The sequence below is a fragment of the Streptomyces sp. 63XJN7_1_ISO-PGPR-S23-121 genome (genome assembly GCF_056173025.1).
The window spans coordinates 6,468,371-6,494,174 of sequence record NZ_CM149653.1; the positions used below are offsets into that span (position 1 = coordinate 6,468,371).

25 protein-coding genes are annotated in these 25,804 nt (G+C 73.0%); 11 read left to right on the forward strand and 14 right to left on the reverse strand.

The window, feature by feature from the left end; genetic code table 11:
* Window positions 1–17: 17 nt before the first annotated feature.
* Complete coding sequence (locus tag AC0VYN_RS29000; protein ID WP_475533336.1) at window positions 18–992, reverse strand: LLM class flavin-dependent oxidoreductase; 975 nt, start codon at window positions 990–992, stop codon at window positions 18–20.
* An 86-nt stretch (window positions 993–1,078) separates the two neighbouring features.
* On the opposite strand from AC0VYN_RS29000, the gene AC0VYN_RS29005 reads away from it, so the two are divergent.
* Window positions 1,079–1,858 carry a helix-turn-helix domain-containing protein gene (locus tag AC0VYN_RS29005; protein ID WP_475533337.1) on the forward strand — a complete coding sequence of 260 codons (780 nt, stop codon included), beginning with the start codon at window positions 1,079–1,081 and terminating at the stop codon, window positions 1,856–1,858.
* Here AC0VYN_RS29005 and AC0VYN_RS29010 read toward each other — a convergent pair.
* A complete protein-coding gene (locus AC0VYN_RS29010; protein WP_475533338.1) occupies window positions 1,837–2,259 on the reverse strand; it encodes a hypothetical protein in 423 nt (140 codons plus the stop codon). The two genes, AC0VYN_RS29005 and AC0VYN_RS29010, sit on opposite strands and share 22 nt — an antisense overlap.
* A gap of 223 nt (window positions 2,260–2,482) precedes the next feature.
* Complete coding sequence (locus AC0VYN_RS29015; protein ID WP_475533339.1) at window positions 2,483–6,841, reverse strand: HAD-IC family P-type ATPase; 4,359 nt, start codon at window positions 6,839–6,841, stop codon at window positions 2,483–2,485.
* A gap of 85 nt (window positions 6,842–6,926) precedes the next feature.
* On the opposite strand from AC0VYN_RS29015, the gene AC0VYN_RS29020 reads away from it, so the two are divergent.
* Window positions 6,927–8,153: a hypothetical protein gene (locus AC0VYN_RS29020; RefSeq protein WP_475533340.1), complete on the forward strand. Its 1,227-nt coding sequence runs from the start codon at window positions 6,927–6,929 to the stop codon at window positions 8,151–8,153.
* Window positions 8,154–8,392: 239 nt separating this feature from the next.
* On the opposite strand, the gene AC0VYN_RS29025 is transcribed toward AC0VYN_RS29020, so the two are convergent.
* A complete protein-coding gene (locus tag AC0VYN_RS29025; RefSeq protein ID WP_475533341.1) occupies window positions 8,393–9,187 on the reverse strand; it encodes an MmyB family transcriptional regulator in 795 nt (264 codons plus the stop codon).
* A gap of 71 nt (window positions 9,188–9,258) precedes the next feature.
* On the reverse strand, window positions 9,259–10,641 hold the full coding sequence (locus tag AC0VYN_RS29030) for a glycine--tRNA ligase (RefSeq protein ID WP_385460330.1): 1,383 nt from the start codon (window positions 10,639–10,641) through the stop codon (window positions 9,259–9,261).
* A 149-nt stretch (window positions 10,642–10,790) separates the two neighbouring features.
* Between AC0VYN_RS29030 and AC0VYN_RS29035 the strand changes: the two genes are divergently transcribed.
* The 4 genes from AC0VYN_RS29035 to AC0VYN_RS29050 are packed head-to-tail and all read left to right on the forward strand — an operon-like array spanning window position 10,791 to window position 13,958.
* Complete coding sequence (locus AC0VYN_RS29035) at window positions 10,791–11,780, forward strand: metal ABC transporter solute-binding protein, Zn/Mn family (RefSeq protein ID WP_475533342.1); 990 nt, start codon at window positions 10,791–10,793, stop codon at window positions 11,778–11,780.
* A 29-nt stretch (window positions 11,781–11,809) separates the two neighbouring features.
* Entirely contained in the window at window positions 11,810–12,577 is a 768-nt protein-coding gene (locus tag AC0VYN_RS29040; RefSeq protein WP_385460326.1) for a metal ABC transporter ATP-binding protein, read from the forward strand.
* Window positions 12,577–13,479, forward strand: a complete 903-nt coding sequence (locus AC0VYN_RS29045; protein ID WP_385460324.1) for a metal ABC transporter permease — start codon at window positions 12,577–12,579, stop codon at window positions 13,477–13,479. The genes AC0VYN_RS29040 and AC0VYN_RS29045 overlap by 1 nt, the downstream gene beginning before the upstream one ends.
* A gap of 59 nt (window positions 13,480–13,538) precedes the next feature.
* A complete protein-coding gene (locus AC0VYN_RS29050) occupies window positions 13,539–13,958 on the forward strand; it encodes a Fur family transcriptional regulator (protein WP_385460322.1) in 420 nt (139 codons plus the stop codon).
* A gap of 61 nt (window positions 13,959–14,019) precedes the next feature.
* Here AC0VYN_RS29050 and AC0VYN_RS29055 read toward each other — a convergent pair whose 3' ends face one another.
* The 4 genes from AC0VYN_RS29055 to AC0VYN_RS29070 are packed head-to-tail and all read right to left on the reverse strand — an operon-like array spanning window position 14,020 to window position 16,085.
* Entirely contained in the window at window positions 14,020–14,856 is an 837-nt protein-coding gene (locus tag AC0VYN_RS29055) for an isoprenyl transferase (RefSeq protein WP_386926020.1), read from the reverse strand.
* Between the two features lie 32 nt (window positions 14,857–14,888).
* Window positions 14,889–15,638, reverse strand: coding sequence for a DNA repair protein RecO (recO, locus tag AC0VYN_RS29060; protein ID WP_451685970.1), 750 nt, complete (start codon window positions 15,636–15,638; stop codon window positions 14,889–14,891).
* Window positions 15,639–15,660: 22 nt separating this feature from the next.
* Complete coding sequence (locus AC0VYN_RS29065) at window positions 15,661–15,882, reverse strand: hypothetical protein (RefSeq protein WP_475533343.1); 222 nt, start codon at window positions 15,880–15,882, stop codon at window positions 15,661–15,663.
* Window positions 15,879–16,085 carry a hypothetical protein gene (locus AC0VYN_RS29070; RefSeq protein ID WP_011028396.1) on the reverse strand — a complete coding sequence of 69 codons (207 nt, stop codon included), beginning with the start codon at window positions 16,083–16,085 and terminating at the stop codon, window positions 15,879–15,881. Before AC0VYN_RS29070 ends, AC0VYN_RS29065 begins: the two co-directional genes overlap by 4 nt.
* A 114-nt stretch (window positions 16,086–16,199) precedes the next feature.
* Between AC0VYN_RS29070 and AC0VYN_RS29075 the strand changes: the two genes are divergently transcribed.
* From AC0VYN_RS29075 to AC0VYN_RS29090, 4 genes are all read left to right on the forward strand, one after another.
* The gene (locus tag AC0VYN_RS29075) at window positions 16,200–17,033 is read left to right on the forward strand and encodes a helix-turn-helix domain-containing protein (protein WP_475533344.1); all 834 of its coding nucleotides are present in this window, start codon (window positions 16,200–16,202) and stop codon (window positions 17,031–17,033) included.
* Window positions 17,015–17,227 (forward strand): DUF397 domain-containing protein, encoded by a 213-nt coding sequence (locus tag AC0VYN_RS29080; RefSeq protein ID WP_475533345.1) that lies wholly within the window; start codon window positions 17,015–17,017, stop codon window positions 17,225–17,227. Before AC0VYN_RS29075 ends, AC0VYN_RS29080 begins: the two co-directional genes overlap by 19 nt.
* A gap of 29 nt (window positions 17,228–17,256) precedes the next feature.
* On the forward strand, window positions 17,257–17,796 hold the full coding sequence (locus AC0VYN_RS29085; RefSeq protein ID WP_475533346.1) for a hypothetical protein: 540 nt from the start codon (window positions 17,257–17,259) through the stop codon (window positions 17,794–17,796).
* Window positions 17,797–17,890: 94 nt separating this feature from the next.
* On the forward strand, window positions 17,891–19,390 hold the full coding sequence (locus tag AC0VYN_RS29090) for an alpha/beta hydrolase (protein ID WP_475533347.1): 1,500 nt from the start codon (window positions 17,891–17,893) through the stop codon (window positions 19,388–19,390).
* 325 nt (window positions 19,391–19,715) lie between these two features.
* Here AC0VYN_RS29090 and AC0VYN_RS29095 read toward each other — a convergent pair whose 3' ends face one another.
* Window positions 19,716–20,063 (reverse strand): helix-turn-helix transcriptional regulator, encoded by a 348-nt coding sequence (locus AC0VYN_RS29095; RefSeq protein ID WP_475533348.1) that lies wholly within the window; start codon window positions 20,061–20,063, stop codon window positions 19,716–19,718.
* Between the two features lie 350 nt (window positions 20,064–20,413).
* On the opposite strand from AC0VYN_RS29095, the gene AC0VYN_RS29100 reads away from it, so the two are divergent.
* Entirely contained in the window at window positions 20,414–21,460 is a 1,047-nt protein-coding gene (locus tag AC0VYN_RS29100; RefSeq protein WP_475533349.1) for a TerC family protein, read from the forward strand.
* Window positions 21,461–21,637: 177 nt separating this feature from the next.
* Here AC0VYN_RS29100 and AC0VYN_RS29105 read toward each other — a convergent pair whose 3' ends face one another.
* The 4 genes from AC0VYN_RS29105 to AC0VYN_RS29120 form a co-directional block, all read right to left on the reverse strand.
* Entirely contained in the window at window positions 21,638–22,870 is a 1,233-nt protein-coding gene (locus AC0VYN_RS29105; protein ID WP_475533350.1) for a hypothetical protein, read from the reverse strand.
* 73 nt (window positions 22,871–22,943) lie between these two features.
* Window positions 22,944–23,921, reverse strand: a complete 978-nt coding sequence (locus tag AC0VYN_RS29110) for an SCO2521 family protein (RefSeq protein WP_475533351.1) — start codon at window positions 23,919–23,921, stop codon at window positions 22,944–22,946.
* 1 nt (window position 23,922) lies between these two features.
* Complete coding sequence (locus AC0VYN_RS29115; protein ID WP_475533352.1) at window positions 23,923–24,888, reverse strand: SCO2522 family protein; 966 nt, start codon at window positions 24,886–24,888, stop codon at window positions 23,923–23,925.
* Entirely contained in the window at window positions 24,885–25,802 is a 918-nt protein-coding gene (locus tag AC0VYN_RS29120; RefSeq protein WP_475537012.1) for an SCO2523 family variant P-loop protein, read from the reverse strand. The genes AC0VYN_RS29115 and AC0VYN_RS29120 overlap by 4 nt, the downstream gene beginning before the upstream one ends.
* Window positions 25,803–25,804 lie beyond the last annotated feature (2 nt).

A 25,804-nucleotide genomic window follows, 5' to 3' on the forward strand; every position in this document is an offset into this window, starting at 1 on the left:
TGGCGGCCGGACCGGACTCACACGCTGTCCAGGGCGCAGGCGTGATCCGCTGCCGCCCGGACGGCGGGGATCAGGTCCGCGACCCGTTCGAGCTGGTCGCGCTGGGAACACAGGTCCAGGGCACCCAGGCGGACGACGATGTGCCGAGCACCGGCGGCGACGTACCGTCCCAGATGCTGGAGCACCTGGGACGCGGACCCGGTCACCACTGCCTGGATCTTCTCCAGCTCCTCCAGGGGCATGCCGTAGACGGCCCGCGCGTAGTCGTCCAGCGCCCGACGGCCGCTTGCGATGTCGTCGTCGATCCGTACCGAGACGAACAGCGCGGGGGTGATGGCCTCGCCCTCGCGCCCCGCGCCGGCCGCCGCTCGGTGGACGCTGCGCAGGCCGGACGCGTAGTCGGCCGGGTCGGGCGGATAGGGCAGCCACCCGTCGTACAGCCGGCCGATGCGGGCCAGCGCCGCGGGAGTCGCGCCGCCGAGCCAGATGGGCGGGCCGCCTGCTCGGGACGGCATGGTCATGGGCGGGATGCCGTCGAACCGGAGGATCTCGCCGTGGAAGGCGTCGGCGCCGTCCCACAAGGCCCGCCACAGCGCGACCGTCTCGTCCAGGCGGGCGAAGCGCCTTTCCCACGGCAGCTCGGACAGCGTGTACAGGGGCCGCCCGAAGCGGCCGGGGAAGCCGGCACCGACGGTCACGGTGAACCGGCCCCCGGACAGCAGGTCGATCGACGCAAGTGCCTGCGCGGCCTGGATCGGCCGGCGCAGGAACGGCATCAGCGCAGCCGTGCCCAGCGTCACGGTCTCGGTCACCGGGGCGAGCGCGGCCAGCATCGTGAGCGCCTCGATGCGCGGGCTGAGCAGAGAATCGTTGGCGAAGAGCGAGGAGAAACCCCAGCGTTCCGCGCAGCGGCCGAAGTCGACCAGCTCGCGAGGGTCGCCGGCAGGGCCCCACTGGGCGCCCGCGGTCGGAAGCAGTACACCGATGTCCATGCCGGCAACGTTCCCGGCCCCTGCGCGTGGCGACAATTCCCTGCGGGGAATGGCCCAGGACCCCCCGCCGCCGCTACAACAGGCCCGTGGACTTCCCCCGTACGCTTCGTGAACGTCGCACCCGCCTTCATGTAAGCCAGCTGGAACTGGCGCTGCGAGCGGGCACCACCCAGCGCCACGTCAGCTTCATCGAATCCGGCAGGTCCCTCCCGGGCCGGAACATGGTCGTGCGCCTGGCCGAGTCGCTGGAGCTGCCGCTGCGGGAACGCAACGAACTGCTGCTGGCCGCCGGGTACGCGCCCGCCTACCCGCAGAGCTCGCTGGACGATCCGGTGCTGGCCCCCGTGCGCACGGCGATCGACCACATCCTGCGCGGGCATCTGCCCTATCCGGCGCTGGTGGTGGACCGGGGCGGTGACCTGATCGCCGCGAACACCGCGTTCGACGTGATCACCGAGGGCGCGGCTGCCGAGCTGGTGGGTCCGGGCACGAACGTCTACCGCCTGGCGCTGCATCCCGACGGACTGGCTCCCCGCATCCTCAACCTCGCCCAGTGGGCGCGCCACATCCTGATGCGGCTCGGCCATCTGCGGGAGTTGCACGCCGAACTCACCGGATACGTTCCCGCACTGGAGCCGTCCACCGGGCAACTCGGCTTCGCGGTGCCGCTCCACCTGCGCTCCTCCTACGGTGAGCTCCGCCTGATGACGACCGTGACGACCTTCGCCACCGCCGTCGACGTGACGCTTGCCGAGCTGAAGCTGGAGGCGTTCCTGCCGGCCGACCCGGCGACGGCCCAGGCTCTCTCGGCAGCCGCCGGGGCAAGGGCGTGCGCCGAGGCCCGTCAGGAGCCCGGGAACATGTAATCGGACTTGATACGGCCGTGGTCGTCGAGTACGAGCATGTCCGAACCCCCACCCACCACCTCACCGGTCGCGGTGGACACCGCATCCCAGCCGATCCTGACCACACCACGCAGACGTATCGCACCCGGGCGCGCCCGGAAGGCAACACCCTGCTTCTCGACGAACCGCTCGTAGCTCCGCGCCACGCGGATCTCGATGGCGTCGTATCCGCGAGCCTCCAAAGTGGGGTGGTCGAAGCCGAGTTCCGCGGCGGCCTCCCGTATCTGCGCAGGCGGGTGCAGGACGTGGGCGCCGTCCTCGGCCCACAGCCGTTCGACGGCCGCGCGGCGCTCCGCGGCGTCGGGCACATTCCATTGAGCGATGTAGCGTTCGGCCAGCTGCTGCGGGTCGATCTCGATCATCTTCGTCTCCTTGACCGGCGAATCCATTCGGACCCGATCCTGCGGAGCGCACGGGAGACCGGCAATTCCTCGCAGGGAATGAACCTTTCAGGTCAGGGACGACAGCGGTCGTGCCTGGTTCCGACGAAACGATCCGGAGGCCGGAACCGCGCCTGCCGTGCCCCACCGCGCCGTGCCAACGTCGTGGCAGACCCACCCGGCGTCCCCACCCTCACCCCGCTCCTCACACCGAGGCGGCCGGCCTCACCGCCGGCAGCCGCTCCGCCACCTTCGGCCAGTGCCGCGCCACGGCCTCCTCCACCACCGGCAACGCCCGCTGCCCCGCCAGCGCCAGCGCGATCGCCGCGGCCACGCCCGTCCACGCGACCGGCCCCAGCGGCGTGCACCCGAACAGCTGGCTCGCCCCCGGCGTCTGCACCAGCACCACCAACGCGGCCGCGGAACCGACGGACGTCACCTGCACCAGCCGGCTGCCGCGCCGGTCGGCCAGGGTCTGGGCGAGCTGCGTGCCGACCACCGCGCACAGGGCCATGGTCGTCGAGCGGCGCGCCGTGCCCGGGGTGAAGCGGCCGAGGAGCCAGGCCGCGGTCGCCCCGAGTGCGGTGGTCATGGCCCGGTGCCGGATCTGCCGGATCAGCGGCGCCCCCAGCACCGCCGTGCCGAGCGGCGCGCCCGCGTCGTCCTTCTCCTGCTCGGCGTCCCCCGTCTCCGTCACCGCCACGGCCATCGCGGGGAACAGGTCGGTGAAGAGGTTCACCAGCAGCATCTGGCGGGTGGACAGCGGGGCGGAGCCGCCGAGGACGGTGCCGATGATGCCGAAGCCGACCTCGCCCGCGTTGCCGCCGATCAGGATGGCGATCGCGTCGGCGACGCTGTGCCACAGCGCCCGGCCCTCGCGCACCGCCTCCACCAGCACCAGCAGGTCGTCGCCGGTGACGACCAGGTCGGCGGCGTTGCGGGCGGCGGCCGAACCGCGGGCGCTGATGCCGACGCCGATGTCGGCGGCCCGGATCGCCGCCGCGTCGTTGGCGCCGTCGCCGACCATGCCGACGACCCGCCCGGCGTCCCGCAGCGACTCCACGACCTGGAGCTTCTGCTCGGGCGCCACCCGGGCCACCACATCCGCGTCGCGCAGCATCCGGGAGCGCGCCGAGCGGTCGGCGGCGGCGAGTTCGTCGCCGGTGACCACGACCGCGTCCTCGGGCCAGCCCAGGTCGACGGCGATGGCGCGGGCGGTCTGCGGATGGTCGCCGGTCAGCACCACGGGCCGTACGCCCGCCTCGCGCAGGCCGCGCACCAGTGCCGGGGACGTCTCGCGCGCCACGTCGGCCAGCGCGAGCAGTCCGGTGAACTCCAGCCCGGACGGCGGCTCTTCGAGGACGCCGGCCGCACGCTCGCCCCGGCGGAGCGGCCGCTGCGCCACCGCGATGATGCGCAGTCCCGCACCGGCCAGGTCGTGCGCCGCGTCCAGGGTGTGCGACGGCAGGCCGGTGCAGGCGGGCAGCACGGTCTCGGGGGCGCCCTTGACCACCAGGACCGGGGCGCCGTCCGCGTCCCGGCCGACGGCGGCGGCGTAGCCGCGGGAGGTCTCGAAGGGCAGGCCCTCGTCCTGCGTCCACCCGGGGTCGGGCCCGGCGGCGTCCAGGACGGCCTCGTCGGTGGCGTGGGTCGGGCGGGCACCGTCGCCGTCCAGACGGGGGCAGGCGCGCGCGGCGACCCGTACGGTGCCGGCGGCGTCCGGGTCGCCCGCCCCGCGGACGGTGCCGTCGGTGCCCGCGACCCGGGTGAGCCGCAGCCGGTTCTCGGTCAGCGTGCCGGTCTTGTCGAAGCACACGGTGTCCATGCGCCCCAGCGCCTCCAGCGTGCGCGGGGTGCGCACCAGCACGCCGTGCCGGCTCAGCCGGCGGGCCGCCGCCAGCTGGGCGACCGTCGCCACCAGCGGCAGCCCCTCGGGCACGGCGGCCACCGCCACCGACACGCCGCCGGAGACGGCCCCCCGGATGGGCGTGCCGCGCAGCAGCGACAGCCCGGTCACCGCCGCGCCGCCGGCCAGGGTCAGCGGCAGCGCCTTGCGGGTGAGTTCCTGGAGCCGGGCCTGCACGCCCGCGGCCGACGGGGTCCGGGCGGCCAGGGCGACCGCGCGCGCGGCCTCGGTGTGGTCGCCGGTGTCCACGACGACGGCCCGGGCCCGGCCCGCCACCACGGTCGTGCCCTCGAAGACCATGCAGTACCGCTCGGCGACGGGTGCCCGCGGCGCCGGGTCCACGCGCTTGTCCACCGGCAGCGACTCGCCGGTCAGCGCGGACTCGTCCACCTCCAGGCCGTCCTCCCACAGCAGCCGGGCGTCGGCGGGCACGACGTCGTCCGCCTGCAGCTCGATCACGTGCCCCGGGTGCAGCTTCGCGGCGTCCACGATCCGCGGCTCGCCCTCCGCGGGCGTCTCCGCCTCCGCGTACGTCTCCTCGCTGACCCGCGCCTTCTGCTTCTGCTCGGCGAGCAGCCCGGACAGCGCCCGTTCGGCCCGCAGCCGCTGGAAGCCGCCGACCAGCGCGTTGAGGTCAAGCGCGCCGATCACCAGCGCCGCGTCCACGACCGAGCCGAGGATCGCGGAGGCCGCCGAGCCGACCGCCAGCACGGGGGTGAGCGGATCGTCCAGCTCGCCGCGCACGGCCCGGGCGAGCTGCCACGACCACCGCGCCGGTGCCAGCGCCCGCACCCGGCTCGCCCGTCCGGCCGCCTCCCGCACCCGGCCCGTGGCCCGCTCGACGGCGGTCGGCTCGGGCTCGCCCTCGCGCTCGAGCCGGTCGCGTACGTCCGCCGCGTCCAGCGCGTGCCACGCCACCCGGGGCCGGGGGTGCGGAGCGCGGGCCGCCGCCACGCCGAGGGCGGCGCGCGCCCCGGACAGCAGGGCCGCCGCCGCGCTCGCGTCCACCGGCGCGTGCCGCACGCCGGGCAGGGGTGAGGTCACTCCCCTGCCGCGCGCCTCGCCGACCGCGACCAGCAACCCGGACAGCGCGGCCCCGGCCCGGGCCAGGGTCTGCGAGCGGTTGCCGACCGCGCGGGCCGCCGGCACCGCGCGCAGCACCCGCCACACGTCGGCCAGGCCGCGCGTGGCCAGTACGTCCGCGCCCCACGCCACCGGGGAGCCCGCGTCGGCCAGCGCCACGGCCACGTCACCGCCGAACAGCCCGGCCGGCACCGTGTCGTCGTCACCGGGCAGGGGCCGTACGACCGTGATGACACCGCCGCCGTCCTCGGCGCGCGCTTCCTCCACGACGTCGCGGAGCGGGCGGCGGGCGCTGACGACCTGGTCCGCGAGGCCGGTGAAGTCGGCCAGTGCCGGGTCCTCCACCATCACCACGCGCAGCCCCGCGCGGCGCGCCGCGTCCAGGACGTCCTCGGTCCACGGGTCCGCCCCGGCGTGCGGGGTGCGCAGCGCGCTGGGGTGCAGGACGACCGTGCCCGTCATCTCGAGCTGCCGCAGCCGCTCCGGATCGCGCACCAGCACACCGGTCCGGGACAGCGCGGCGCTCAGTACGGCGTGGAAGGCGGCGGGTCCGTAGCGCGCGGCCTTGGGCGAGCCGGCGAGCACCGCCTCGGCGGCCTCCGCCAGGTCGTGCTTGACGAGCAGGGTCGCCACCGCGCCCGCCATGCTGCCGGTCGAGGCGTGGGCGGCGTAGTCGTGGGCCGGGGAGGTGCGCAGCGGCGGGCGCAGGGTCAGGTCGGCGGGCAGGCTGCCCCGGTCCGGGTGGCAGAGCTGGTCGTGCACGGCCTCGAAGGCCGCCGACCGGGCCACCGCCTCGCCCAGCTGACAGGCGCGCACCGCGCCGTCGAGCACCAGCGAGGTCGGGCTCTGGCCCGCGCCGTGCACGGCCGCGTTGGCGGCGGCCAGCGTCAGGTCCATGCGGTGGGCGCCGATCCGCTCGCGCAGCCAGGCGCGGAACCTGGGGTTCTCGCGCAGCAGCGTCACCACGGCGGTGAGCAGGCGGGGCGAGGGCGGCAGCCGCAGGGACGACGCGGTGAGGGCGGCGGCGATGCCGAGCAGGTCGGCTCCGAGGGCGGTCGCCGCGACCCGCACCGAGGCCGGGTCGCCGGGGTGGGCCAGCTCCTCGACGTCGTCGTCGGCCCGGGCCAGGCCGTGCTGTTCGGCGAGGTCGGTGGCCCGGTCCACCACCCGGTCGGTGAGCTCCTCCTCGGTCGCGGTCACCACCAGCCGGGCCAGCCCGTTGTCCCAGTAGGCGAGGGCCACGTCGGGGTGTTCGGCGAGGGCCGCCGCGACGCGGCGCGCGACGTGTTCCGTGCCGCCCGCCCGGCGCACCCGCTCGGTCGCGGCCGGCCGCAGCGCGAGGTGGGCCCGGGGGCCGGCCCGCCAGTGGCGGGCGCCGCCCGGCAGCGCGGTGCGGGCGACGTGGGCCGCCCTCGCCGCGAAGTCCGCGCCGCGCACGCCGGCCCGTGCGGTGCCCGCGACCGCGCCGGCCGCGGCGCCCACCGCGGGGGCGGTGCCGCGCGCGACCAGGCGGGGGCCGGCCAGGACGATCCCGGCGACGGCGCCCGTGGAACGCGTCAGGAGTCCACCCGCCATCGCTGCCTCTCAGCCCGCGCGCCGACCGCGCGACGCGGAACCACCGCCCGCGTCGCGGGTACCCGCGGCGCCCTTCGCGGAGGGGATGCTCTTCGCCGCGTCGGTCTTCGCGGCGGCGGACTTGCGCGCGGCGGCCCCGGTCGAAGCGGTCTTCGCGGCGTCGGTCTTCGCTGCGGCGGACTTCCGGGCAGCGGTCCCCGTCGAGGCGGTCTTCGCCGCGTCGGTCTTCCCAGCGGCAGCCTTCCGGGCAGCGGTCCCCGTCGAGGCGGTCTTCGCCGCGTCGGCCTTCCCAGCGGCAGCCTTCCGGGCAGCGGTCCCCGTCGAGGCGGTCTTCGCCGCGTCGGCCTTCGCGGCGGCCGACTTCCGTGCGGCGGGGCCGCTGGTGGTGGCCTTCTGGGCGGCGGCCTTGGTGGCGGTGCTCTTCCGGGCGACGGCCTTCTGCGCCGCGGACCGGGCCGCGGCACTCTGCTGCGCGGCCGTCCCGGCCGAGGCGGCCTTCGCCGCGACGTCCCTCACAGCGGCCGACTTCCGCGCCGCGGTCCCGGTCGCGGATCCCGTCTTCGCCGCCGTTTTGGTCGCGGTGCTCTTCCGCGCGGCGGTGCCGCTCGCCGTGCCCTTCCGCACGGCGGTCCCGCTCGCGGTGCCCTTCTGTGCGGCGACCTTGGTCGCGGTGCTCTTCGCCGTCACGGCCTTCCGAGCGGCGGCCTTGGTCGCGGTGCTCTTCTGCGCCGCCGCCCCCGCCCCGGCCGACTCCCTTGCCGTGGACGTGGTGCCGGCCGGCTTCGTCCCGGCCGGCCCGCTCGAAGGCGTCCTCGTGGCGGCCGACTCGACCTCCGCCGGTCCACCCGCCGCCGGCTTCGCCGTGCCCGCTCCGGCCAACCCGCCCGCCGCGGCCGGTCCGGTCCCGGCCCGCCTCGCCGCGGCCGCCCTGTTCGCGACCGTCTTGGCCGCGGCCGACTTGCTCGCGACCCTCTTGGCCGCGACGCTCTTCGCCGCCGCGCTCTTCCTCGTGGCGCCGGCCTCCGTGGCCGCGCTCCTCGTCGTGGTCCTCTTCGCGGCGTTCTTCCTCGCCGCCGCGGTCCCCGCCGCGGCACGCCCACCGGACGCCACCGCCGCACGCCCGCCGGAGGCACCCGCGCCCGCCGCCGCACGCCCGCCGGACGCCACCGCCGCGCCCCCGTCGGCGGCACCCGCCTCCGGCGGTGGGGTCTCCTGCTGCCGGGGCCGGGTCAGCCACGCCACCGCCGCTCCCGTGATCGCCACCGGCCACTCCACCAAACCGGCGACGCCCGCCACCCCGGCACCGGTGTAGACGACCAGTCGCCGCCCGCGTGGCGACACGGCCCCGATCCTGTCCAGCACCCCCTCGGCCGCCCGGCCGACCGTCCCGGCGCCCGGCACCTTCCGCAGCGCAGAGGCGGCCGCGTGCAACGGCCGCGGTAGCGTCTGCGCCGACTTCTGCTCAGCCATGACTGTCCTCGCCCTGTGCGAACTGACGAACCCTGGGAACATCACCTTCCGCACATCCCCGGGTTCCCGCACCTCGGGCGGTCATCCCGGCGACGTGCCCCCGCGTTCCAGGGCGATCGCGTGCAGCTTCTCCAGCCGCTCCCGCGAGGTCTCGTCGGCCGGGGCGTACGTCACCATGCGGGGCCCGGGTTCCGGTCCGAGCCACAGGTCGGTGTGGTCGAGGCCGATCCGGCCCACGTACCGGTTGACGAACTCCTTGCGCTTGCTGCGGTGGGCGACCACCTCGTACCGCTCCCAGGCCTCCCGGAACTCGGCGGACTCCGACCGCAGCCGCTCCAGCAGCGTCTTCCAGGCGGGCTCGGTGAGATGACCGGCCATCGTGGCGCGGAACCGGGCGGCCATCAGCCGCTGCGTCTCCTCCAGGTGGACGATGGACGACCGCCAGTCGTCGTGGGTGAAGGACAGGATCATGCAGTTGCGGTCCTCCAGCGGCACCGCGTCCAGGTCGCACAGCAGCAGCCCGTAGGTGCGGTTGTGGGCGAGGATGTCGTACCGGCTGTTCTGCACGCACACCGGATACGGCTCGAACTGCTCCAGCAGGGCGCGCAGCGCCGGGGTGACCGACGGGCAGTCGGTCGCGGGCGCCGGGTCGACGGCCCCGGCGAGCTGGAAGAGGTGGGCGCGCTCGGTCGGGTCGAGCAGCAGCGGACGCGCTGGTGACGACGCTGCTGGTGCAGCCGGCGGCGGTGGCGCTGACGGGGTTGCTGAGCCTGCGGCTGCCGCGGACGACCGGCTGAGGCGGCAGGCGGCACGTGGCGCGCGGGCCGGCGCGGGCGCGCGCCCCGAAACGCCGAACGCCCACCCCTCACCCGACACGGGTAAGGGGTGGGCACGGGCCCGGGAGTCCAAGGGGCGGAGCCCCCTGGTACCTCAGCCGGAACGAACGATCAGCACCCGACCAGACGCGAGGCCAGGTACCCCTCGATCTGGTCCAGCGACACACGCTCCTGCTTCATGGTGTCGCGCTCCCGCACGGTCACCGCGTTGTCGTCCAGCGTGTCGAAGTCGACCGTGACGCAGAACGGCGTGCCGATCTCGTCCTGGCGGCGGTAACGGCGCCCGATCGCACCGGCGTCGTCGAACTCGATGTTCCAGTTCTGCCGCAGCGCCTGGGCGAGGCCCTTGGCCTTGGGCGACAGCTCCGGGTTGCGGGAGAGCGGCAGCACCGCGACCTTCACCGGCGCCAGCCGCGGGTCGAGGCGCAGCACGGTGCGCTTCTCCATCTTGCCCTTGGCGTTCGGCGCCTCGTCCTCGACGAAGGCGTCGAGGAGGAAGGCGAGCATCGCCCGGCCGACACCGGCCGCCGGCTCGATGACGTACGGCGTCCAGCGCTCGCCGGCCTCCTGGTCGAAGTAGGAGAGGTCCTGGCCGGAGGCCTTGGAGTGCGCGCCGAGGTCGTAGTCGGTGCGGTTGGCGACACCCTCCAGCTCGCCCCACTCGCTGCCGCCGAACTGGAAGCGGTACTCGATGTCGGCGGTGCGCTTGGAGTAGTGGGAGAGCTTCTCCTTCGGGTGCTCGTACCAGCGCATGTTCTCTTCACTCATGCCCAGGCCGGTGTACCAGTTCCAGCGCTGCTCCATCCAGTACTCCTGCCACTGCTCGTCCTCGCCCGGCTTGACGAAGAACTCCATCTCCATCTGCTCGAACTCGCGGGTGCGGAAGATGAAGTTGCCGGGCGTGATCTCGTTGCGGAAGGACTTGCCCATCTGGGCGATGCCGAACGGCGGCTTGCGGCGCGAGGTGGTCTGCACCTGGCCGAAGTTGGTGAAGATGCCCTGGGCGGTCTCGGGCCGCAGGTAGGCGACGGAGCCGCTGTCCTGGGTCGGGCCGAGGTGGGTGGAGAGCAGGCCGGAGAACTGCTTGGGCTCGGTGAAGGTGCCCTTGTTGCCGCAGTTGGGGCAGTTGAGGTCGGCGAGGCCGTTCTCGGGGGCGTGCCCCTTCTTCTCCTCGTACGCCTCCTCCAGGTGGTCCGCACGGAACCGCTTGTGGCAGGAGGTGCACTCGGTCAGCGGGTCCGTGAAGGTGGCGACGTGACCGGAGGCGACCCAGACCTCGGGGGCCAGGATGACGGACGAGTCGATACCGACGACGTCCTCGCGCGAGGTGACCATGTAGCGCCACCACTGGCGCTTCAGGTTCTCCTTGAGCTCGACACCCAGCGGACCGTAGTCCCAGGCGGCGCGCTGACCGCCGTAGATCTCACTGCAGGGGAATACGAAGCCACGGCGCTTGCTCAGGCTGACGATGGTGTCGATCTTGTCGGCGGCCACGGTGCTCTCTTCATTACGACGACGGGCGACGAAGCGAGATGCTTCCAGAGAATGCCCCAGGTTACCGGCGCGGGACGCCCCCCGGCCAAATCGGGGGCCGTTCGGGCGCTTGTTGACAACGGTTTCCAGATTCGTTGAAAATGAGTGTCATGAACGCACGACGACGCCGCATATCCGGCATAGCGGTCACCGCGGCCACCGCACTCGGTCTCGGGACCCTCTCGGCCTGCTCCGGCGACACCGCGGTGGCGGGCAACACGGACAAGTTCGACGTCGTCGCGTCGTTCTACCCGATGGCCTTCCTCGCCGAGCAGATCGGCGGGGAGCACGTCAACGTCACCAGCCTCACCGGCCCCGGCCAGGAGCCGCACGACCTCGAGGTCAGCACCAAGCAGCGGGCGCAGCTCGAGGAGTCGGACGCCGCGCTCTACCTGAAGGGCCTCCAGCCCGCCGTCGACGAGGCCGTCACCCAGTCCGGGGTCGGGACGAAGATCGACGCGGCCTCCCTGACCTCCCTGGAGGAGCACGGCAAGGAGGTCGGCGGCCACGCGGCCGAGCACGACCACGAGGCCGGGGAGGACGAGCACGACGGCCACGACCACGGCGGGGAGACCGGCGGCAAGGACCCCCACGTCTGGCTCGACCCGGTCAAGTACGCCGAGGTCGCCGAGGGCGTCGGCAAGGCCTTCGAGAAGGCCGACCCCGACCACGCCGCCGACTACCGGAAGAACACCGGCGCCCTGGTCAAGAGGCTCGGCGAGCTGAACACGCGGTTCGAGACCGGGCTGAAGGACACGAAGACCCGGGTCTTCATCACCACGCACGCCGCCTTCGGCTACCTCGCCGAGCGCTACGGCCTCACCGAGGAGGCCATCAGCGGCCTCGACCCCGAGTCCGAGCCCAGCGGCGCCCGGATCAAGGCCCTCGAGAAGATGGCCGCGGCCGACGGCGTCTCCACCGTCTTCTACGAGACGCTCGTCAGCGACAAGACCGCGAAGACCGTCGCCAAGGACGCGAACCTGAAGACGGACGTCCTCGACCCGATCGAGGGCATCACCGGCCAGTCGCGCGGCGACGACTACTTCCAGGTGATGGAGGCCAACCTCGCGGCCCTCCAGAAGGCCCTGGGCGCCAAGTGACCGACCAGACCGACCAGCCGGAGGGTGACATGTCCGATCCCGTCATCGCACTGCGCGGCGTCCGCGCCGACCTCGGCGCGCGCCCCGTCCTGCGCGGCATCGACCTCACCGTGCGCCGCGGCGAGGTCGTGGCCCTGCTCGGCGCCAACGGCTCGGGCAAGTCCACGGCCGTGCGCACCGTCATCGGCCAGGTGCCGGTCGTCGCCGGGGAGGTCGAGCTGTTCGGCACCCCGCGCCGCCGGTTCCGCGACTGGGCGCGCGTGGGCTACGTCCCGCAGCGCACCACGGCCGCGGGCGGTGTGCCCGCGACGGTGACCGAGGTCGTCTCCTCCGGCCGGCTCTCCCGCGCCCGCTTCGGCGTGCTGCGCAGGGCCGATCACGAGGCCGTGCGCCGGGCCCTGGAGCTGGTCGGCCTGGCGGACCGGGCCAAGGACTCGGTGAACGCCCTCTCCGGCGGCCAGCACCAGCGGGTGCTGATCGCCCGCGCGCTCGCCTCCGAGCCCGAACTGCTGATCATGGACGAGCCGATGGCGGGCGTCGACCTGGCCAGCCAGGAGGTGCTGGCCGAGACGCTGCGGGGGCAGGTCGCCGCCGGCACCACGGTCCTCCTCGTGCTGCACGAGCTCGGCCCCCTGGAGCCCCTGATCGACCGGGCCGTCGTCCTGCGCGACGGCTGCGTCCTGCACGACGGCCCGCCCCCCGAGGCCGTCGGCCAGCACGCCCTGCCCGGCCACGACCACGTACACCCGCACGCACCCGCGGGCGCCGAACCGATGCGCACAGGACTGCTGAGCTGATGGAACTGTTGAACTACGCCTTCATGCAGCGGGCCCTGCTGGCGGCCGTCCTGGTCGGCATCACCGCCCCGGCCGTCGGCATCTACCTCGTCCAGCGCCGCCAGGCCCTCATGGGCGACGGCATCGGCCACGTGGCCATGACCGGCGTCGGCCTCGGCTTCCTGCTCTCCTGGTCCCCGGTGTGGATGGCGACCGCGGTCTCCGTCCTGGGCGCCGTCCTCATGGAGCTGATCCGCTGGTACGGCCGCACCCGCGGCGACATCGCCCTCGCCATGCTCTTCTACGGCGGCATGGCCGGCGGCGTCATGTTCATCAACCTCGCGCCGACCGGCTCCAACGCCAACCTCACCTCGTACCTCTTCGGCTCCCTGTCGACGGTGTCCGAGTCCGACGTGACCGCGATCTGCGTGCTGGCCGCCTTCGTGGTGCTCGTCACCCTGGGGCTGCGCCGCCAGCTCTTCGCCGTCAGCCAGGACGAGGAGTTCGCCCGGGTCACCGGGCTGCCGGTGCGCGCGCTGAACCTGCTGACCGCCGTCACGGCGGCGGTCACGGTGACGGTCGCGATGCGCGTCGTCGGCCTGCTGCTGGTCTCCGCGCTGATGGTGGTCCCGGTGGCCGCCGCCCAGCAGCTCAGCCGCAGTTTCGCCGCGACCTTCGCGATCGCCGTCGCGATCGGCGTGACCGTGACGATCGGCGGCACGGTGACGTCCTACTACCAGGACGTGCCGCCCGGCGCGACGATCGTGCTGCTCACCATCGCCGCGTTCATCGTGCTGACGGCGCTGGCCACACCACTGGCCCGGCGACGCGCGCGGGCCGCCGCCCTCGCCCGGTCCGCCGCGGATCCCGCGGAGTGCAGGATTCCGGCCTCCCGGGGGACCGGCGGCGACGTCGGCGCCTGACCGCGGACAGCCCGGGCTGGCACAATGGCCCCGGCAGTGCAGACGTGAGGAGGCACCCCGTGACGACCGCTGGACCGCCCGTGAAGGGCCGCGCCACCCGGCAGCGGGCCGCCGTCGCGGCGGCTCTCCAGGAGGTCGAGGAGTTCCGCAGCGCGCAGGAACTCCACGACATGCTCAAGCACAAGGGCGACTCGGTGGGGCTCACCACGGTCTACCGCACGTTGCAGTCGCTCGCCGACGCCGGCGAGGTCGACGTCCTGCGCACCGCGGAGGGCGAGTCCGTCTACCGGCGCTGCTCCAGCGACGACCATCACCACCACCTGGTGTGCCGGATCTGCGGCAAGGCGGTCGAGGTCGAGGGCCCCGCGGTGGAGAAGTGGGCGGAGGCCGTCGCCGCCGAGCACGGATACGTCAACGTGGCGCACACCGTGGAGATCTTCGGCACCTGCGCCGACTGCGCGAGTGCCTCCGGCGGCTGAGCCGCCAAGGGCCCGGGGCTGAGCCCCGGGCCCTTTTTTCGGCCTTTTCGGCCCGCCGGGCTCAGGCCTCCGCGCTCCTGCCCTCCATGGCCAGCAGCTCCTCGTTCGGGATGGCGCCGCCGAAGCGGCGGTCCCGGGAGGCGAACTCCAGGCACGCCCGCCACAGGTCGCGCCGGTCGAAGTCCGGCCACAGCACGTCCTGGAACACCATCTCGGCGTACGCGCTCTGCCACAGCAGGTAGTTCGACGTCCGCTGCTCCCCGCTCGGGCGCAGGAACAGGTCCACGTCCGGCATGTCCGGGTAGTACAGGTACTTCGCGAGGGTCTTCTCGTTGACCTTCGACGGGTCGAGCCGTCCCGCCCGCACGTCCTCGGCGAGGGCCTGCGCCGCGTCCGCGATCTCCGCGCGGCCGCCGTAGTTCATGCAGAAGTACAGCGTGAGCCGGTCGTTGTCCTTGGTCTGCTCCTGGGCGACCTGGAGCTCCTTGGCGACCGACTTCCACAGCTTGGGCATCCGCCCCGCCCAGCGCACCCGCACCCCGAGCTCGTCGAGGGTGTCGCGGGACTTGCGGATGAAGTCGCGGTTGAAGTTCATCAGGAAGCGCACCTCCTCCGGCGAGCGCTTCCAGTTCTCGGTGGAGAAGGCGTACAGCGAGACGTTCCCGACGCCGATCTCGATCGCCCCCTGGAGGACGTCCATGACCTGCTCGGCACCGACCTTGTGCCCCTCGGTGCGCGGCAGCCCGCGCTCCTTGGCCCAGCGCCCGTTGCCGTCCATGACGATCGCCACATGCTCCGGCACCAGCTCACCGAGCCTGGGCGGCCGCGCGCCGGACGGGTGCGGCTCCGGCGTCCTGTACTCCCGGCGCTGACGCCCCAGGAAACCGCGTACGGCCATGTGTCTCTCGTCTCCTCGTGCTCTACGTGTGTCTAGGACTTCTCGACGTACCGCAGGGAGCGCAGGCCGCGCTCCAGGTGCCAGTGCAGGTACGCGGACACCAGCCCGCTCCCCTCCCGGACGTACCGCGCCTCGCACGCGTCCGCGGTGCCCCAGTCTCCCGTGAGCAGCGCACCGAGCAGTTCCAGGGCCTGCGGCGAGGGTACGACGCTGCCGGGCACCCGGCAGTCGGCGCAGACGGAACCGCCCGATCCGACCGAGAAGAACCGGTTCGGTCCTGGCATGCCGCACTTCGCGCAGTCGCCGAAGGTGGGCGCGTACCCGTTCACCGCGAGGGAGCGCAGCAGGAAGGCGTCGAGGACGAGCGGGGGCGCGTGCTCGCCCCGGGCGAGGGTGCGCAGCGCGCCGACCAGCAGCAGGTACTGCTGCACCGCCGGCTCGCCCTCGTGGTCCGTGAACCGCTCGGCGGTCTCCAGCATGGCCGTCCCGGCGGTGTACCGGCCGTAGTCCGTCACTATCTTGCCGCCGTACGGCGCGATGGTCTCGCTCTGCGTGCACAGCGGCAGACCGCGCCCGACCAGCTCGCTGTTCTTCGAGAAGAACTGCACGTCCACGTGCGAGAACGGCTCCAGCCGCGCCCCGAACTTCGACTTCGTGCGGCGCACCCCCCGGGCCACGGCGCGTACCCGCCCGTGACCGCGCGTGAGCAACGTGATGATCCGGTCCGCCTCACCCAGCTTCTGGGTGCGCAGCACGATGCCGTCGTCGCGGAACAGACTCATGCGGTCCATTCTCCCGCATGCCTCACGGCACCTCGCCCCGGCTTCTCGCGTTGGTGTACGCCGTCGCCGCGCTGAGCCGCTCGGCCGGGGTGGCGTGGCGTACGTCACCCGGCTCGGCGTCCCACTCCCGGCCCCCGCCGTACGGCCGCAGCTGGACGTACGGGCCCTCGTGCCCCATGACGATGCCGACCCGTCCGGTGCGGGTGTCCACGGCGTAGACCCCGACGGGCGGCATCGTCGTCATCGCAGCACCGCGGCGAGGCGCTGCGCGGTCTCGACGGAACACCGGCCCAATTCGATGAGCGGGCAGGGTGCCTCCCGCGCAAGACTCACCGGGTCGAGACCGAGTGAGGGCAGAACAATTCCTGCCTCCGCGAGCGCCGCGCGCAATTCTTTCACCGTGTCCTCCGCTCCTTCGACGCAGAGCGCCGAGTGCCGTGCCTCCATCGCTTTCCCTTCCCTTTACGGTTTCACTCTTCGCGCCCCCAGAATGCCGCGACGTGCCTACACTCGGCAGGAGTACGTGCACTACAAGTGCGGTTCAGCACATGGGGGTTGGTTATGGCCAATGGTTCACGGCAGGCCGCGTGGGAGTTCTTCGGAACGGAACTGAAACGACGGCGGGAGGACGCCGGAATCACCCAAGTGGACCTGGGATCCAGGGTTTTCGTCTCCGGTGGCTACATCGGCCAGTTCGAACAGGCAATTCGGAAACCACAGTTGGATGTGGCCCAGCGGATCGACGAGGCGCTACAAACCGACGGTATTTTCGAGCGCCTGTGCCGGAAGCTGATTGATGATCCCCGGTATGCGGATTACTTCGCCGGGGTGGTCGAGCTGGAGCGGCTGGCCACGAAGATCTGTGAGTTCGCCCCGACGGTCGTGCCGGGCCTGCTCCAGACCGCCGACTACGCCCGCGCGGTCACCATCGCCGCGAACCCGTTCAAGCCGGACTCCTACGTCGAGGAGATCGTCGCCGCGCGCTTGGAGCGGTCACTGATTCTGACCGACGCCACACGGCCCGAGTATTGGATGACACTGCACGAGAGCGTGCTGCGGATGCCGGTGGGCGGGCCACAGGTTGCGGCGGCGCAACTGGACCACATCGCACGGCTGTTGCGGGAGCGCGTGGCGATGGTGACAGTACTGCCGTACGAGGTGGGAGCGCACGCCTCCATGGGCGGGATGCTGAAGCTCATGGGCTTCGAGGACGCCCCGCCGGTGGCCTATACAGAGACGGAGTATTCCGGGACTCTCATCGACGATCCAGCCGTGGTGATGCACGCCCAGCGCACATACGATCTGCTCAGGGTCGCCGCGCTGTCGCCGGAGGCGTCCCTGCCCCTGATCGAGTCGGCGGCGGAGGACTTCAGACGATGCGCGAGTTCGACCTGAGCAACGCCCACTGGACGAAGAGCAGCTACAGCAACGGCCAAGGCGGCGACTGCCTCGAAGTCGCCCACGGAGTCCCCGGTGTCATACCCCTCCGGGACAGCAAGGTGGCCGACGGTCCCGTGATCGTCGTCGGGTCGGCGGCCTGGACGGAGTTCGTCCGCACCGTTGTTCAGTCCTGGGCACCGGGTGTCTGAACAACGGGTCCGGCGCTTGAGTGAACCCCATGACGACGCGCCGATCCGCCCTCGTCCTGTCCGCAGCCGCCACGACGCTCCTGACGCTGTCCGCCTGCGGTGGCGATGACGGGAAAACGGCCGACCGGAAACCGACCCGGGCCGCTTCCTCCGCCCCGGCGGACTCGGGGCAGCCGTCGGCGGCCGCGTCCTCGGCCGAGCCCGCGACCCCGGCGGAGCTGATGCCGGCCTACCGGATCGCCTACGGCGTGAGCAGCTCCCCGATGTGCAGCCACGTCGCCTGGGACGACCCGGGGTGCGGGAAGGACCTGACCGCCGCCGGGGAGCTCGCCGGCGCCATGGCCGAGAGCGCCGAGCGGGACTTCCCGGACGGTCAGTACACAGACGTCGAGGACTCCGCGGGGCAGGTGGTGAAGGTGGTGAACACCGTCCGCAAGCTCGGTTGCTACGGCATGGGTTCCACACCGCCCAAGACCGACTCGGCCAAGCTGCGGGAGCTGTGCCCGTCCATGAGCACCATCGCCTCCCTGGCCTGGCTCAACTTCGAGACCAACGTGAGCGACTGGTAGCCCCGCACAGCGCTCTCCCTAGGGGGTAACCCCCCGTAAATATCGGGATGTTGCCCGGATGTGGCGCCCCCCGGAATTCCGCGAGGCTCCTCGCATGACGCAGCGCAAGCGAAGCAGAAGCATCCGCAACGCCGCCATCGTCGGCGTGTCCACCGCCCTCCTCGGCGTCACCGCGCCGGTGACCGCCTCCGCGGCGGGCGGGAGTACACCCGAAGCCCTCACCTGGTCCGCCTGCGAGGGCACCGGGCTCGACCCCCGGCAGGAGTGCGCCACCCTCGACGTGCCGATGGACTACGCCGATCCCGACGGCCCCCGTATCGAGATGGCCGTCTCCCGCATCCCCGCCGAGAAGCCGGACGCCCGGCGCGGGGCCCTGCTGCTCCTCGCCGGCGGCCCGGGCGGGTCGAGCCTCAACGACCCGTCGGGGAAGGGGCAGAAGCTCCCCCAGGAGGTCCGCGACACCCACGACCTGATCGGGTTCGCACCGCGCGGCCTCGCGCCGTCCACTCCCGCCGACTGCGGGCTGGAGTACGGCGACCTCGCCACCTCCAGGCTGCGCCCCTGGCCGGCCCCCGACGGCTCGGTGGACGGGAACATGACCACCGCCCGGCGCATGGCCGACGCCTGTGCACGCAACGGCGGCGAGCTGATCAAGCACCTCAGCACCGCCAACGAGGCCCGCGACATCGACCGCCTCCGGGCCGCGCTCGGCGAGCGGAGGATCTCGGCGTGGGGAGTGTCGTACGGGACGTACGTCGGGTCCGTGTACGCGCAGTTGTTCCCGCACCGCACCGACCGGATCGTGCTGGACAGCGTCGACAACCCCGACCCGGCTCTGGTCAACCGTGCCTGGCTCGCGGCGCACGAGCGGGGAGTCGAGGACACCTTCCCGCACTTCGCCGCGTGGGCGTCGAAGCCCGGCAACCCCGACCGCCTGGCGGACCGGGCCGCCGACGTGCGGCCGCTGTTCCTGCGGCTCGCCGCCCGGCTCGACCGGGAGCCGATCCCGTGGCCCGGCGCCAATCCCGAGGAGCTGAACGGCAACGTGCTGCGCCAGACCATGCTGGACAGCTTCGCCGCCCCCGGCCGCTACCCGACGCTCGCCCGGCTGATGCGGGCCGCGGCGGAGGGCACCGTGCCGCCCGCGCCCCAGGCGCCGCCCGAGGCCGTGCTCCAGAACGTCGCCGCCGTGGGCGCCGGGGTGCTCTGCAACGACGTGGCATGGCCCAAGGGCGCGGCCGGGTACGAGAAGGACGTCGCCGAGAGCCGCGCCAAGTACCCGCTCACCGCCGGGATGCCCCGCAACGCGATGCTCTGCGCGGCCTGGCCGTACCCGCCGCGTGAGGCACCGGTGCGGATCACCGACCGGGGGCCGTCCAACGTGCTGCTCGTGCAGAACGAGCGGGACGTCAACACCCCGCTCGCCAGCGCGCTGCGGATGCGGGAGGCGCTCGGCCGGCGCGCGGTCATGGTGACCGTGGACTCCACCGGCCACGACTCCTACCTGGCCAACGGCAACGCCTGCGGCGACCGCACGGTCTCCCGCTTCCTGGCGACCGGACAGCGGCCGGGCACGGACACCTACTGCGCCTGACGGTCGTCCGGCGTCACCAGCCCGGACTCGTGGGCCACGACGACCGGTTGCGCCCGGTCTGTCACCCATGGCTGCTCGCTGCTGGTGGTCTCGCACAGCGGGCCGCCGAGGCTGGAGCGCGCACGGTGATGCCCGCAGCCGCCATCCGCGGCGGGCCGCTCGTCCACGCGGCCTCACCGGCACCCCGGGCCCCCTGACCGCCCCGCCCTCCCGTCTGATGCCGGACGCCCGGCGAGGGATCGACCCCGGACCGCCCCACGGGGGGAGGGCGGCCGGGGCCGATGGCATGCACCCCAGCGCCGTCGCGGACCGCCGGGCAGGAGGGTCAGGAGGCGGCGCGCCCGGTGTCGGCGCCCGCGTCCGGGATGTCCTCACGATGCAGGAAAGTGGTCAGCAGATCGCCGACGGGGTGGTCCGCCTCGGTCGGATGCCGCAGGGCGACGGTGGGGTCGATGGTGTAGCGGTTGCGGCGGCCCACCCGGGTGCGGGTGAGATATCCGGCCGCTTCGAGGTCGGCGACGATCAGCTGCACGGCACGCTCGGTGATGCCGATCAGGTCGGCGACGTCGCGGCCGCGCGCTTCCGGGTCCCGGGCGAGGGCGATCAGGACGCGGGCGTGGTTGGTCAGGAACGTCCACTGGCCGCCGCGCGCGGCAGAGGAGGGCGGGGTCATGCCCTTCATCATACGACCCTTGGTTCGTATGACCAATACCTTCTCGCGAAAAGAAATTGACGAACTAAATTTCGCGCAACACTTGACGTGGATCAGGCGGCCGGGTGACGCTTGTCTCATACCCGCCGGAACTGGCCGGTCTGGCCGTCGGTAGGTGCGTACGTCACCCTCGCGATGCGTCCGCGCCACCGCCCGGTGACCGGCGTTCACCGGGGAGGTGAGCGCCTATGTGACCGCGAACCGGCGGTCCGGGCCCGGCTCACCCTCCGTATGTCTGTCAGGGCCCGGCACCGCCCCCTTCTCTTCCCTCGTGCGTCCTGTCCGTCACCGTCCCAGGAAGCCGATCAGCCATGAATGAACTGTCGTTCGCCGTCCCTCTGTGGGTGTGGGCCGCGGTCACCGCCGGCATCGGCGTGATGCTCGCCGTCGACCTGATCGCCCACCGCGACAACCACGTGATCGGCTTCCGCGAGGCCGCGCTGTGGAGCGGCCTGTGGATCGCCATCGGCCTCGGTTTCGGCCTCATTCTGTGGGCCTGGCAGGGCGGGGACGCGTCCTCCACCTACTACGCCGGCTATCTGATCGAAAAGGCCCTGTCGATCGACAACGTCTTCGTGTTCGCTCTGGTCTTCTCGTTCTTCGCCGTCCCGGACACCTACCAGCACAAGGTGCTGTTCTGGGGCGTGATCGGGGCGCTGGCGGCCCGGCTGGTGTTCATCTTCATCGGCGCCGAGCTGCTGCAGGTGTTCTTCTGGACCGCCTACCTCTTCGGCGCGTTCCTTATCTGGACCGGATGGAAGATGGCCGTCTCCAAGGACGAGGAAGTCCACCCCGACCGCAACCCGGTCGTCCGCCTGGTCAAGAAGCTCATCCCGACCGATCCGCGGTTCCACGGCGACAAGTTCTTCGTCCGCGTCAGCGGCAAGCGCGTCGCGACGCTGCTGTTCGTGGTCCTGGTCGCCGTCGAGGCCACCGACCTGATCTTCGCCGTCGACTCCGTCGCCGCCGTCCTGGCGATCACCACCAACACCTTCATCGTGTGGACCGCCAACGCCTTCGCCGTCCTGGGACTTCGGAGCCTGTACTTCTGCCTGGCCGGGCTCCTGCGACGCTTCCAGTACCTGCACTACGGCCTGGCCGTGCTGCTCGCCTTCGCCGGCGTCAAGCTCATCCTGTCCGAAACCCCCGTCGGCAAGCTGCCCATCCCCCTCACCCTCGGCGTCATCGCCGTCACCATCACCGTCTCCATCGCCTGGTCGCTGATCGCCACCCGTGGCCAGAACGGCGGCACCCCGACCAGTACCGGTCGTCCCGCAACAACCGCCGGACCCGCACCCGCCCCCCGTCCCGGCTCCTCCTCCGGCTCCTCGCACCGCACGGAAGGACCGCCGTCATGAGCACCCAGCCACGGCGCCGGTGCGGGCCCGCGATCCGGGCGATCCCGGCCATGGTGGAGTCGGCGCTCGCCACAGGCGGTCCACCGCCCGGTCGCCCTGTACACGACGAGGACCGTGAGACGACGGCCCGAACGGCGATCCACAGCCCGAGCACCAGCCAGGCGGCGCCCGGTGATGTCAGGCCCGGTCGACCATCCAGTTGCCGTCCTCCTCGGCGTCGACGCGCACCTCCAGCTCGCGCAGGCTCATGCTCGCGTCCCAGAGCTCCTTGAACCGCTTCATCCGGTCCCGTACATGCTCCTGGCGGGCGATGAGCCGGGTCCTGACGTTGACGTCGCGCAGGTCCTGCTCGATCTCGAAGGACACTTCCTCGTCGAAGACGATGAAGTCGTTGGTGGTGCCGCGCTGGAGGTGCGGCGGCAGCTCGGGCAGCACCGCCGCGCGTACCTCGATGTGCCGCAGTTCCTGCTCCTCGCACAGCCGCAGCAGCCGGTCGTCGAGCTCGCGCGCGCTCTCCAGCAGGAACAGCCGGCGCACCGACACCTCGTGCTCGTCGACCGCGTCCTGCTGGGCCTCCAGGTAGCGGCTGGCGGGCTCGCTGTTCCAGAACAGGCGGTCGACGGAGGTGCTGGTGGCGCAGATGCTCTGCTCGGCGGCGCGGGTGAGGGCGAGCATCCAGTCGTGGTTCTCGCCGGGGCACTCCGCGGTCAGGTTGGTGAGGTCCGCCATGTAGCCGACGACCCGGGTCATCTCCAGGCGCACGAAGGTGTAGAGGATCGAGGGCCCGGGGGCGAGGACCTCCGCGAAGCTCTTGGCCAGTTCGGGCACTCCCTCGATGCGGGCCCGGTCGAGCGGCGGGTAGGGCGGCAGGTGGGGCTGCTCGGTGCCGTGACCCGCCTGCTCGAGGTGGCTCTCGACGAGCTGCTTCACGTCCTCGGTGTGCCTGACCAGGCCGGTCCGCAGCTCGTCGTCGTACTGGTTCAGGCCGTCGCGCACGGCGGCGGCGTGCTCGGCCAGCGCGGTCTCGACCCGGCGGGTGTGTTCCTCCACCCGCCGGGTGTGCTCCTCCACCCGCAGCTCATGGGCGTGCGGGTCCTCCGGCCGCGGTTCCTCGGCCCGCCGGCCCAGGCCGTGCACGTACTGGACGAGCACCGCGGCGACGGCGCACAGGGCGGCGGTCGCGAACTGCCGCGGCGCGCCGCTGCCCGGGCTCAGCAGTGCGGTGACGCTCCAGGCCAGGGCGCCGAGGATCAGGCCGGCCAGCAGGCGGCGCGGCCATGGGGACTCGCCCGTCAGGGCCGTGCGGCCGGGGACCGCCGGGCCGTTCGTGCGGCCGGGGACCGCCCGGCCGTTCGTGCGGTCCGGCGGAACGGCCGTGCCGTCGGGCTGGGGTGACTGTGCCGTGCTCATCTCGCTTCTCCCCCCGTTGGGATGCGCGTCGGATCGGGGTGCGGGGATGTGCCTGGGAGGTCGTGCCGTCCGCTCAGGAGGCCGGCTCCACCTCCCGGTGGACGGAGGGGATCGAGTGCAGCGTGAGCTGGTCGCGGATGCGCTGCACCAGCGTCTGCCACTGGCGGGTGAAGCCGGGTCGCTCCTCCAGGGGGTCCCACAGCGCGGCCAGTTCCTGCGGCACCCGGGCCCGCGGCATCCACAGGTGCAGCAGGTGGCCGACGGCGGGGCGCAGTGCCTCGACGAGGGCGTGGCCGTGTTCCGGGCCGGCGCCCAGGCGGATGCCGTCGAGCACGCGGACCAGGGTGGTGAGCAGCCAGTCGTGCAGGGCGAGGTCGTCGCACAGGCCGGCGAGGTCGCCGCCGGCGGTGTCCTCGGGCACCCGGAGCAGCACGGTCCGCAACTCGTCCTCGGCGAGCGTGAACCGCTCGATCGACGGCCCCTCGCCCGGCGTCGCCGGCAGCGCCGCCCAGCGCAGCCGGGTGGGGCGGGACCTGAGGGGCGGGCGGTGGTCGAGGAGCGGGTGGCGCAGCAGCCGGGTGAGCAGGCCGTCGGCGATCAGTCCGGCGTCGAGGTCACCGTGCCGTCCGCCGCCGAGCACGCCCTGCGCGACCGCCTCGCGGGGCAGTCTGCCGAGCGGCTCGACCACTCCGGGCCGCACCAGGTACTGGCCCCAGGGCCGGCGCTGGTCGGGGCCGGCGGCGGGGACGCGGAAGTGCGCGGAGGACTGCAGGACGCGGCCCTCGGTGAGCGAGGCCCGTGCGACGACCGTGCCGACCGCGCGGATCCGGGCGCCGTTGGCGCTGGGGAGGTGGCAGTCGACGCCGGTGAGGGTGTCGGGGGAACGCGCGTAGAGGTTGGGGCGCTCCGAGAGCAGGACCCGTTCGTCGGAACGCAGGGCCAGGAGCTGGGCGGCGGCGCGGATGTCCAGGGCCTGCCGGGTGGGCAGCAGGCAGGTGCGGACCTCCCCGCAGGCGAGGACGGGGCCCGGCGCGATCTCCCGCGACGCCATGTCAGAGCCCCGCGTAGTAGACGTAGGAGATGCGGTCCGCCACCGAGTCGGGGACGGGCATCCGCTCGCCGGCGGACCGCTTGGCGACCTGGTCCAGGGCGTCGGGGTCGGCCTCGATCTGGTCGAGGATCACGCGCACGGCGTGCTCGACGGGCAGGAACCGGTTCGGCAGCACCGAGCAGGCCCGGTAGGCGGCGAACGGGTCCGCCCGGGGGTTGAGCCGCAGCAGCGAGGGCAGGTCGTCCCAGTCGTCGGGAAAGCCGGAGCCGGTGTGCGCCTGGGGCACGAGGACGGCCTCGCCCTGGTTGCGCAGCAGGCCGAGGCGGGCGAGCTGCCACACCGCGGCGAGGAAGGGGCAGGACCAGGTGCGCTGCCCGTCGGCGTCGTCGCTCCACAGCTCGACGTCCAGGAAGACGGAGTGCCGGCGGGCCGCCGTCTCCCGCGGCGGCTGCCAGGCGACGGCGCGCTTCATCGCCTGCGGGGCGCGGGCGACCGGGCTGCGTTCGCCGTTGGCCAGCCAGCCGCTCTGCGTGGCCGGCGGGCGCAGGCCGTAACTGCCGGGCGGCGGCGACTCGACGATGCGGCCGGCCACCGCCTCGGCGACGGGCACCTTGCCGGTGACGGCGCAGCCGGACTCGCGGGCGAGGTAGTCGACGGTCAGCCCCGCCCGCTCGGCCTCCGCCAGGAGCATGGGGACGACCTCGGCGGGGGTGGAGAAGCGCGCGAAGTAGTCGTCGATGAGGAAGCAGGTGCTGATCCGGGCGCGTTTGCCGCCGGTGCGGGCGGCAGCGGCGGCACGGGCGGCGGCCACCCAGGGCTGTACCTGGGTGAAGTGCTCGCGCAGCCGCTCGGGTCCGGCCTCGAAGTCCTCCATGTAGAGGTGGCCCAGCTCCAGGGAGAGATGGGCCAGCGGCACCGCCTCGGTGCGCGGCTCGGCGGCCGTCTCGCGGAACCCGGTCTCCGTCACGGCCGCCCCCAGTACGTTTCGTCCGTCAGGCGCCGGGCGATCTCCTCCAGCGCTTCCAGGGTCTCCTTGTTGGCGATCTGGGTGGAGAGCACGTCCTCCTCGGTGATCAGCTGCTCGCGCCACTGGAGTATGGGCTCCAGCGGCACGACGCCGAGGACGACGCTGTCGCCGATGCGGTGCTCGGCGGCGAGCCGGCGCAGCGCCTCGTCGCAGGCCTGCATCCAGGCGGCCTGCGCGGGCGATCCCTGCGACCACAGGGGCGACTCGGGGTCGGGTACGGCGGCCCGCACGAAGCGGGTGGCGGCGCGCAGCGCCTTCTCGTCGTGGCCGCGTTCCACGCCGCCGCGGATGATGCCGTGCTCGGCGTGGACCAGTCCGGAGGCGGCGATCACGTGCTGGCGGGTCCAGCGGTGGAAGACGAGCCAGCGGAAGGGGACGAACTGCATCCGGGGGTGCGCGGTCGCCGCGAGGACCATGTCGACCGCGTAGCTGCGGCCGGCGCTGAGGTCGACGACGATCAGGTCGAACTCGCTGTTCAGGCGCAGCAGCAGGTCGACGCAGCGTTCGAGGGCGTCCTCGCCGGTGGCGAACTCGCCGCCGCCCGCGTCGCCGGGGAACAGGACCAGCCGACCGGACTGGTTGGGGCGGGCGCGCAGCAGGGGGTGCTCGGTCTGCCGCCAGACGTCGATCCTGACCGGTTCGGCGGTCTCGCCCTCCAGGTAGGAGTGGAGACCGCGTTCCTCGGTGCCGCGCATGGCGCCGGGCACGTCGAAGACGGCGGCGGCCGTGGGCGAGCCGAAGTCGAAGTCCACGTAGGCCACGTGGTCGCCGGTGAGGGCGCGCTGGTAGGCCAGGTTGGCGCTGGTCACCGAGCGCCCGGTGCCTCCCTTGTCGGAGGCGGCGAAGACGAGCACGC